Below are 8,957 nucleotides of genomic sequence, written 5' to 3' on the forward strand. Positions count from 1 at the left end.
AAGCGAGAGGAGCACCCCGGGCGCGCGGCGTGCTCCTCTCGCTTGTGCGCGAGGCGTCACGCCAGCCGCCACCTCGCCCGTTTTGCGACGGTTGATACCGAACGGTTGCATCGACAAGGCCAGTTGACCCTGCAACCGGCCACTGACCTGCGGGTTTCCCGAGTTGCCACGCTTTTCGGGGTGAGGCCCGACGCGCACGCGCGCGTAGGGGGCTCAAACTGGCGCCAGATAGCGCCTCCTTGCTGGACTCGACGGACGCCGTCTCCAGGATCGCCGAGGCGATGGACCAGGCGTGGCACGAGCTGCTCGCCACGGACTGGCCGCAACTGCGCGCGATCTGTGAGCGCGATGTCGTGCACCGGGTGGGTGTGATCGGCGAACACGGATGGGTCACGACCATCGAGAGCCTGCACCCGAGCATCGCCTGGCGCGCCGGCGGTATCGAGATCGGCCACTTCCCCCAAGTCGGAACAGTCCGCCTCGCCGGCGACGGGCTCCTGCTGATCCCTTCGGTCTTCGTCGCGAATATCGCCGCCCAGCTGGAAGACCCCTGGCCCAGGACCTTGGGCTATCGTGCCCGCGGCACCGCCGCCCTGTGGGGCGAACAGGGGAGCGTCCCCCGACCGGACGCGCTGACCGCTCTGGTCGGCCGGTCCCGAGCCCGGCTGCTGGTGGCGCTGGACGCCCCGGCCAGTACCAGCCACCTCGCCCGAAGCCTCGCCATGGCACCCGGCGCGGTAGGAGACCACCTCGCCATCCTGCGAGGCGCGGGGATGCTCGTCCGCGCCCGGTCCGGACGGTCGGTGCTCTACCGGCGCACCCCGCTCGGCGAGGCACTGGTCGCCGGTTCGGGCTGAAGGCTCAGATCAGCACAGCAGCTCTACGACCAGCAGCTCGTCCGACTCCCAGGCGTCATGCCTCATGTGCCTCTGCACTGCTCATACCTATGACCTGCAACAGAGCTTGACAGCCCTAGATAACCAACGACCTCGACGACCCCCGCGCCCTCATCGCCGTCTCCGCCACCAGCAACCGGTCCAAGGCCGACCAGGACCCCGCCACCTGGCAGCCACCCGCCCAGGACTACCGCTGCACGTACGCCACCGACTGGACCGCCGTGAAAATCCGCTGGAGGCTTGCCGTGGACCCTGCCGAACAGGCCGTGCTCACCGAACTCCTCGACGACTGCCCGGACACGGTCATCGAAGTCGTCCGAGCCCGCTGACTTCAGCAGCCGACCCGGGCGCAGCTGGTGATCTTTTCCGCCTGAGAATCGTTGGACGGGGGTGAAACTGTCGCCGAAAGCCATGCCCGGGGTGGAGCACTATGCCGAGACGGCAGCCGAGAGCGCCTGCCACCTCGCCGATATCGCGGGGCCGGAGAGCTGGAGCCCGGCGGCCGCGGACGACGCCCTGGACGCGATCGACACCCTCGCCGGGGCACTGTCCGCGCTCGGACCGGACATCGCGGCCACCCTCGCGCCGGTGACGGCTGCCACCACCCGTGCCCGCCGGCAGCTCGGACTCGGCGACGACGAAGGTGCGGCGGCCACGGTGGAAGTGCCGGCTCGGCATTCCGCACAGCGTTCCCGGCGGCGGGGGCTGGGGCCCGGATTCAAAGGGATCCGTACGGATAGCTGACCACAGGGCGCGCAAGGCCGTTGGTCAGGACACAAGGAGCGTACGACTGCTCCGGCCTGCATCACCGAAGCAGCAATGCAGTGGGCGCCCTCACCGCAGCGGCCTGCGCACCAGACTGGTAGAGGGATACCTCACCTATTCGATTCGAAGCTGCCGACCCGGGCTCGGACTTGCTGCGTCATCGTGGGATCCGGCAATAGTCCTCAACGGGCAGGTTCAGTATGAACACCGTGTTGTACCGCCGCCGGATATCGCTCACGCTCGCAGCCGGAGGCTCGCACAGGAACCGGTAGGCGTTGGCCGGTTGCTCAGGCTCGGGGACCAATGAGCCTGGCAGGTCCCAGGTAAGGGCGTGCCCGGCGCGGGTCAGCTCGCCCTGTCTGCCCTCGCTGGCGATGTCGTGGGTGAAGGGGATCCCGGACAGGACCTGCTCCCCCGCATCGAGGATCCGGGTAACGGTCTCGGCCGGCGGCAGCGGGGAACTGTAGTAGGCCTTCAGACGCATCCAGCATGACACGCGGTAGGCGGATCTCACCGGAGTGAACAGATCCCAGCTGGCCATGCCTCGGGTGTAGTGGTCCTCAACGACCAGGAGACGCAACACCAGCGGTGTGCTCTCCGCGTAGGCGTGGGCGATGGCACGCAGCCGGGCCTCAGTGTCCCGCCGAGCCTGACGGGCGGTATCACTGTCTGCGAGCTGGTGGGCTGTGCGGCGGCTGGTCGAGCCGAGAAGCGTCCACACGCGGGCTACAACATTAAATGCGGCGAGAAGCGGCCAGGTCACTGTCCGCAGCACGAGAATCTTCACCGGGCGCCGGGTCAAGAGGACCGCTCTTTGGGCTGTGTGCTGGAGGGCATGAGCCTGGCTTGCAGGAGCGAGGCGCCCGTCGTGGCGGCGGATTGAACGGCCACCCACACGACGGCCTCCCACGGGCTGGGGGGAGAGTCCACGAGGTGTCCTGTGGTCATCGTGGCCCACACGTAGACACTGATGATGATCGCTAAGTGGTTGCCGCGGACTTCGGCCAGTCTGAGGCCGGCCCACAGGGCGAACGGCTGGAAGGCAATGCCTGCGGCGTTGACAGCCCAGTAATAGGGGACTCCCGCGAGGGGGTTGCGTGCACTGTCGGCTTCGGTGGCGCCGTCGATCAGCGTGTACATGCGGCGAAACAGCCACCAGGCGACGAGTGTGGCCGCAGCAGTCACGACCGTCGTTTTCGCGGCCCGCACCAGATAGGTCATGAACACGATCATCTTCCCGTCGGCTGGTCGCCTGCTATCCGTACAGCTACTCAATTGGGGAAGGCGTCCTGGGGCGCCGCATCGTACGGCGCCCCAGAACTCGCAGCCGGCTGTTACTGAGCGAGGGCGTCCTCGAACGCCTGCGCGTAGTGAGCCGTTCCGGAGATCTTGGGGTGGAACGACTTCATCGAGTTCGGCTTTGTGTCAGCCCTGGAGTGCCCGGTGAGGACGATGCCGTGGATCGTCTCCGTGTCTCCGCAGATCGCCTCCCCGGCGAACGCAGCCCGCGGGTCGGCGAACACCGCGTACGAGCCGGCGTCACTGACAGCTCCCTTCATCTCGGTGGCGACGACGTCGCCCATCTCGTTGAGCCACGGCGCCTCCTCTGTACCGATGCCGGGCACGCACGAGCCGCTCTTTTCCAGGAGCCTGGGGTAGCCCATGAGAACGATCTTGGCGTTGGGTGCCTGCTCATGCAGTGCGTTGAGGGTCTTTGCCAGGAGGGGCCGGATGACTTTGTTTGCCCATGCCGGCAGCCAGTTCTTCAGCGCGGGTGTGTCGTTGTCGTACTCGCTCCCGGTGTCGGGGTTGCGGGCCTTGATCGACCCGTTCTGGCACAACTCGGTGACGGTCATGATGCACTTTTTGATGACGTCGGCGAACGCCATGTCGTTGCCGCCGATAGCCAGGGCCACCATGGTGGTGTGCTGGTCCAGGTAGCCCTGCTTGATCTGTGGCAGTTCCCCGGAGTCTGGTGTGACGCTGAGGATGTTGTAGTGGCGGGCGCCGGAGCAGGCAACGAACTGGAAGTCCATCCTGGCGCTCCAGGAGTCCGCCAGCTCCCCGACGGAGAGCTGTTCGCCGGGCAGTACAGCGCGGCGGGACCAGGCGTGCCGGGAGCGGTGGCAGGTGTTCTTCGTCTTCTCACCCGACACCTTGCTGTAGTAGTCGGACTCCGGGTAGTAGTCCTCGCCGTTCGGGTCGGAGGCTCCTTCACCGGAGGCGTAGGAGTCGCCCATTCCGACCACCATGTGGTTCGGTTTGCCAGGAAGGGGCTGGAAGGCGACCGCGTCCCACGCGATGTCCTCGTCGGCGGTGCCGTCCTCGGTGGCGTTGGTGAGGGTGACCGTTGGTGTGCCGGTAAAGCGGAAGGCGCCGAGGCTGACCCACCGGTTGGCGCGCTGTTCGACGATCCTCAGCTTGCTGGTGGTGTCAGCGCCGCCGATCACATACGCCGCTTGCCGGGTGTGGGCTCCCGTATCCGGCAGATGCACCAGTACGCGGGCCCATTCGATGTTCTGGTCGAGGGTCCAGGTGCCCTTGATGGTCATCAGCCCGGAGTCCCCGCCGAGATGCTGTGTGTCCCGGGTGTGAGCAAACCAGAAGTGGCCGCCCTGCCCGCCGCCGACCTGTTGCAGGTCTCCCTTGGCCTGGTATGGGCCCAGGCCGGGCCCGGTCGCTGACGAGTCGGCGTTGAACGTGAACTGGAAGTGCCCGGCGTCGGTGCCGCTTGACCCGCATTCGCTGTAGGTGTCGGTGTTGTCGGGCACGGATTCCACGATCAGCGCCCCAGCGGGGGCTGCGCTGCACTTCGGAGTGCCGTACTCCAACCGGTACCCGCGGCCCGGTTCCGCACGTGGCGTGACGTACTTGATGTTCTCGTTGCCGCAGTCGGTGGCGCAGTTCTGTTTCCAGGTCACGTTCGACCCGCGCCACCAGTACTGCTTGTAGCACTCTGCGTCGGGGCAGTCCGGCGGGCTGGCGGCATTGCAGTTGTTGGCGGCGTTGCAGAATGCGTCCAGTGGTGGCTTGATCAGGTCGCGCTGCGCCGGGTTGATCCACCAGGCGGGCCGGAACCCGACGGTGGAGTATCCGGATTCGCCGGGCCAGTCCTGCCGTCCCTCTGTGGAGTAGGAGTAGCCGGTGTCCATGGACCAGGCGGACCAGCCCATTACCTTCTCCTCGTAGGGCCAGTCCTGGGGCTTCGCGGCGTCGCGCGGGTCGGTCATGAACGGATGCCTCGACGGGGGGTAGAACGGGTTCGCGGGGTTGTTGTACCAACCCAGACCCCACGCCTTGCCGTCACCCTGGTTCGGGTTGAAGCCGAGGTTGTAGTTCCACAGGGCGGCGAACCAGTTCTCCGGTTTGGACGCGTCGTCGTTGTTGACGGTGATTGTCTGCCCTGCGGTGTGCACCTCGTTCCACTTGTCGGCGAGGATGTACATCGAGGCTGCGATGTTGGCTGCGTAGTCAAGGGCGACGGCCCGCTGCTTTGTCGGGGGGAGGCTGGTCTCGCCGGCCTTCTCGTGGCCTGCCAGGCGCATGCCGTCGGTGACTTGGCCGACGCCGTAGCCGCAGTCGGAGTTCTCCCAGTGGATCTTCCAGTACTCCTCGGTCGTGTCCCCCTTATGCCCGTAGAACCCGGCGATCGCCGCCAGCGGGTTGCCCATCTGTCCGGGAATGGACCCGGATTCGGCCTGCCACAGGTTCGATTCCTGGGCGAGCACACCCAGCAGCACCTGGGCGGGGATGCGTCCGCCGCCCTTCAGTGTGGGGGGAGGGAACAGGCCCTGTGGGTCCACGGTTCCCAGTCCGGCCTGGGCGCGCCAGCCTCCCTGCTTGAGCCACGTGGCGCGCAGTTCGCCGCGGATCGCCATGTCGACGGCCCACTCCACCTGGTTCGGTGTCGGCTGCAAGGCGAGTGCTTTGACGTCGTTGCGGGGGATGGAACACCAGCGGTCGGTGTCCACGGGATTGTTCGCCCGCTCGTCGTCAGTGACTGCAGCCCGCCCACTCTGGTCTGATGGGCGCTTGCCGGCAGCTTGGAGGGCGGGTGAGAAGGACTCCTTCCCCCTGGCGCTGGTCGTGTCCGACACCGCCTGGGCGATCTTCTCACCCGTAGTGGGAGCGGTACTCGTAATGGTCAGCGGCGCGGCACCCTGATCTGTGGGGTCCTGGGACCTGGGCGCTTCGGGGGATGGTTCGGCTTTGGTGAAGCCCTTCCCCGCGTTCTTGATGTGGTCCAGGCCCGCGCGCACGCCCGAGGTGAGAACCGGGTCGACAGCCAGACGGCCGTGGCTGGATATCTCGGCATCCGCCGCTACATTCAGGCGGGTTACGGCACTGCCCGTGAGGCGGGTGTTCTCCGCGTGTCCGGTGAGGAACACCCGGCCCCCGGTACCTTGTTTGAGGGCGAGGTCTCCGACTTTGCCAGACGCCAGCGTCGACGGTTTTCCGTGCTCGGTCCACAGTTTCGCGCTGGTGGTGTCACCCTTGCGATCCAGGAACGCCACCCCGTCACGTGTGGGTCGGATCTGGTACGGCACGTTGTCCGCCTTGGCCAGAACGCGGGCCTGGCCGGAGGGATCGAGGTGGACGATGTGTCGTCCCCGTGCGGCGACAGCACCGTCCTTGACGGGCACAGCTGCTGTCACCTGGCCGGCCACGGAGGTATCCGCCGTGGTCTTCCCGTCGTTGGTCACCGTGACGAGGCGGGTGGTGGAGTCGCGGAATGCAGTGAAGACCGCGGTGCGGGTCTGCGGGTTGCAGGATGGGGTGAAGTAGGCGAGGGACGCGGTGAACGATAGCTTCGTCACCCGTCCGGTCTTGATATCGATAACGGCGGTGAACGCGCCGCCCTGCATCAAGTCTGGTTTGTTGCTGAACGTGCGCGGCGCGTAGACGGCGGCCACGTGTTCTCTGTCCATCACGCACGCGTTGCCGATCCACGTGTCCGCTGGCATGCCCGGCTCGGCGAGCGTAGCGAGCGTCCGCCACGCATAGGCATCCTTGCTGTCAGCGACAAGAATCTTCAGCCCACCGGAATCCGCCGCAGTGGTCACGGCCCGGTCGGGCGACGTCTTCCAGTCGTTGCCGAGCTTCTTGCCTGGGTCCGTCACCTGCGCTGACGGTTCGTGAGCTGAGACGGGGCCGTTGGGGTCGGATATCGGTCTGGGATCTGGTACGGCGGACGCCGTCGGCATGGTTTGTGTGAGGCCGGCCAGCATCAGGCAGACTGCGAGGCCTGAACTGGTGGCACGGACCCGTCTGAGCACTCTCAAAGAACGCCTCCTCGGCGCTGGTTGACTGGTGGAGGGGCCTCGGCAGCCTCGGCATCGGCAGAGCAGGGGCCTGCCAGGGCCCGCCTGACGCACCTCGACCGGTTCCGCAGCACGGCTCAGCCCTCCAGGGCAGCACTGGCCTTCGCTCTGATCGCGGTGTGAAGGACCTTGCGCTTAGCAAGTCCGGTACTGCCGTAGCTGATCTGCATACGATGTTCGCTGGCAGGCGTCATGCATGTCCCGAGCCGCTCAGCAGGACCAAGTCAGACGGCTGTTGACTGCGCCACCTCGGACGTCCGATGACGCTTCGGGCCTGGAGGATTGCAGTAGCGGCTATCTGAATGGGCCGGCAGGACAGCGGTGGCGGTAAGGGCCCTGCAACGCATATCCACTCAGACCTGGGATGCGCCTCTGCTAAGGCGGGCTGAAGCACGGAGATGAAGCCCCCCCAGCAGACCCGCAGAGGGAAAGGGGCTGTGACGGCAGCCAAGGGATTCAGGCGGCTTACATGAAAAAATGGAGCGAGGTATTCTCCTTGCCCTTCCCGCTTCGGGAAACCCCGGAAGTGCTCACCCCGCAGTGCTCAACATCAGCCCTCCCCACGAAAATTAGGACGTCCGGAGAACGGGTCGCCCACCCCTTTCCCGCCGAGCGCCTGATCACTGTAGGCACGAAACGACGACCCGTCATGCCTACAGGCATGGACATGGCAAGAAGCAGTCCCTACTTGCGCGCTATCCGGAAAGCCGGCCCACCAGCCCGTGGCCTGTGATGTTCTTGTGAAGCGGAATCGCTTGATGGCAGAAAGCGCATTCAGTGATTGACCAGATCTGCTCTCAGAACAGCACAGCGATTTCCCCACTCCCCACTCCGAAGGATTGACGGCCGCGCTCGTCCTGCGCGGCCCGGGCGTGCAACCCCGGCGGGCCCGCCCCATTGCCACGAAGCCAACCAGCGCGCACACCAAGATGGGACCCAGCACCATCGCCCAGGTGAACAGGCCTTGCCGCTCCCAGACCACGCGGCAGGCGACGGTCCCGTCCCACGCGGCAGAAGTCCCCCTGCCGCACACCGAAATCCCAACCCGCCGCAAAGAAGAAGCCATTCCGCTTCTGGCATTTGTCAGACCAGTAGGCAACCGTCACAGGATTCCCGCAGGTTACCCCCGGTTAGTCCTGTGATTCAGTCACGCCACCCACTAGCGAGAAGCAGCCAAGGGCGATCAATGGGTACACATCAGGCGCCCCGTCTGCATACGGTCTGGACCGACGCAACGGCCAGCGATCATTCAAGCGTCAATCACTACGGGGGCGCTTCCAGGAGGCCCGGGGGTCAGCCTGCGATTCACCCCCCGAGGAGGGAAGAGTGATGAGAAAGAGACATGCCTTGACAGCGTTCTTGACAACGGCGTTACTCGGAGTGGGGCTCACCACCCCGGCGCACGCCGCAACGTCCGAGGACGCTGCAGGCCTGAACCTCTACGACAACGCGGCGTGCCAGGGGAACTGGGCGGCGTCAAAGTTCAAGCTCCACCTTTGGTACAACTCGGGCCAGGGTGGATCTTTCCGCAATATCGGGTACAGCGTGTACGACTTCAACGCCCTGCGCCCCGGCGACGGGCACGCACATGCATTGAAGTACTGCCTCTTCGGGGCGAGTTCCCCCTGGCCGGGCTCGGGTCAGAACATCAAGAACAACGCAGCGTCACGGCAGCTGTAGTTCTTGATCATGCTGGTCGTGTCATGTCGTCGCGGCGGCGGTGACGTTGTTCCAGCGGCGGTGTGCTGCGGCCGCGCGGTGCTGGTGTTCGCGGCGCCAGGCAGACCAGTGCAGCAGGTGATCGCGGTCATGGCGGGGCGAGGGCAGCACGGTGGCCCGCAGCAGGCGGAGTAGTTCGCGGGCGCTGGCCGGGACGAGTCGGCCGCGGGTGGCCTGGGCGGTGGTGCGCAGACGGGTGACAGTGAGGACGGCGGCGGCGAGCATGCCGATGAACGTCCAGCGCATCCAGGAGTTC

General features: G+C 66.1%; 4 protein-coding genes and 2 pseudogenes. 2 read left to right on the forward strand and 4 right to left on the reverse strand.

The genetic code is table 11. The features are described from left to right. Positions 1 to 236 precede the first annotated feature (236 nt). A pseudogene (locus AB0J04_RS44395) lies at positions 237 to 857 on the forward strand (winged helix-turn-helix domain-containing protein); the annotation flags it as partial. A 450-nt stretch (positions 858 to 1,307) separates the two neighbouring features. Then, positions 1,308 to 1,640 carry a hypothetical protein gene (locus AB0J04_RS44400; protein ID WP_363174413.1) on the forward strand — a complete coding sequence of 111 codons (333 nt, stop codon included), beginning with the start codon at positions 1,308 to 1,310 and terminating at the stop codon, positions 1,638 to 1,640. Between the two features lie 178 nt (positions 1,641 to 1,818). Here the strand turns inward: AB0J04_RS44400 and AB0J04_RS44405 are convergent, their stop codons facing one another. The 4 genes and pseudogenes from AB0J04_RS44405 to AB0J04_RS44420 form a co-directional block, all read right to left on the reverse strand. Beyond that, positions 1,819 to 2,448, reverse strand: coding sequence for a hypothetical protein (locus AB0J04_RS44405; RefSeq protein WP_363174414.1), 630 nt, complete (start codon positions 2,446 to 2,448; stop codon positions 1,819 to 1,821). An 11-nt stretch (positions 2,449 to 2,459) separates the two neighbouring features. Beyond that, a complete protein-coding gene (locus AB0J04_RS44410) occupies positions 2,460 to 2,882 on the reverse strand; it encodes a hypothetical protein (RefSeq protein ID WP_363174415.1) in 423 nt (140 codons plus the stop codon). Positions 2,883 to 2,995: 113 nt separating this feature from the next. After that, entirely contained in the window at positions 2,996 to 6,781 is a 3,786-nt protein-coding gene (locus tag AB0J04_RS44415; RefSeq protein WP_363174416.1) for an SGNH/GDSL hydrolase family protein, read from the reverse strand. A gap of 1,902 nt (positions 6,782 to 8,683) precedes the next feature. Next, positions 8,684 to 8,957, reverse strand: a pseudogene (locus AB0J04_RS44420) (IS701 family transposase); the annotation flags it as partial.

Origin of the sequence: Streptomyces sp. NPDC050263, from assembly GCF_040655955.1 — a bacterium.
GTDB lineage: Bacteria > Actinomycetota > Actinomycetes > Streptomycetales > Streptomycetaceae > Streptomyces.

Excerpts from the sequence above, each read along its gene's own strand:
- AB0J04_RS44400 (WP_363174413.1), top strand. The coding sequence starts at position 1,308 with ATGCCCGGGGTGGAGCACTATGCCGAGACGGCAGCCGAGAGCGCCTGC.
- AB0J04_RS44410 (WP_363174415.1), bottom strand. The coding sequence starts at position 2,882 with ATGACCTATCTGGTGCGGGCCGCGAAAACGACGGTCGTGACTGCTGCG.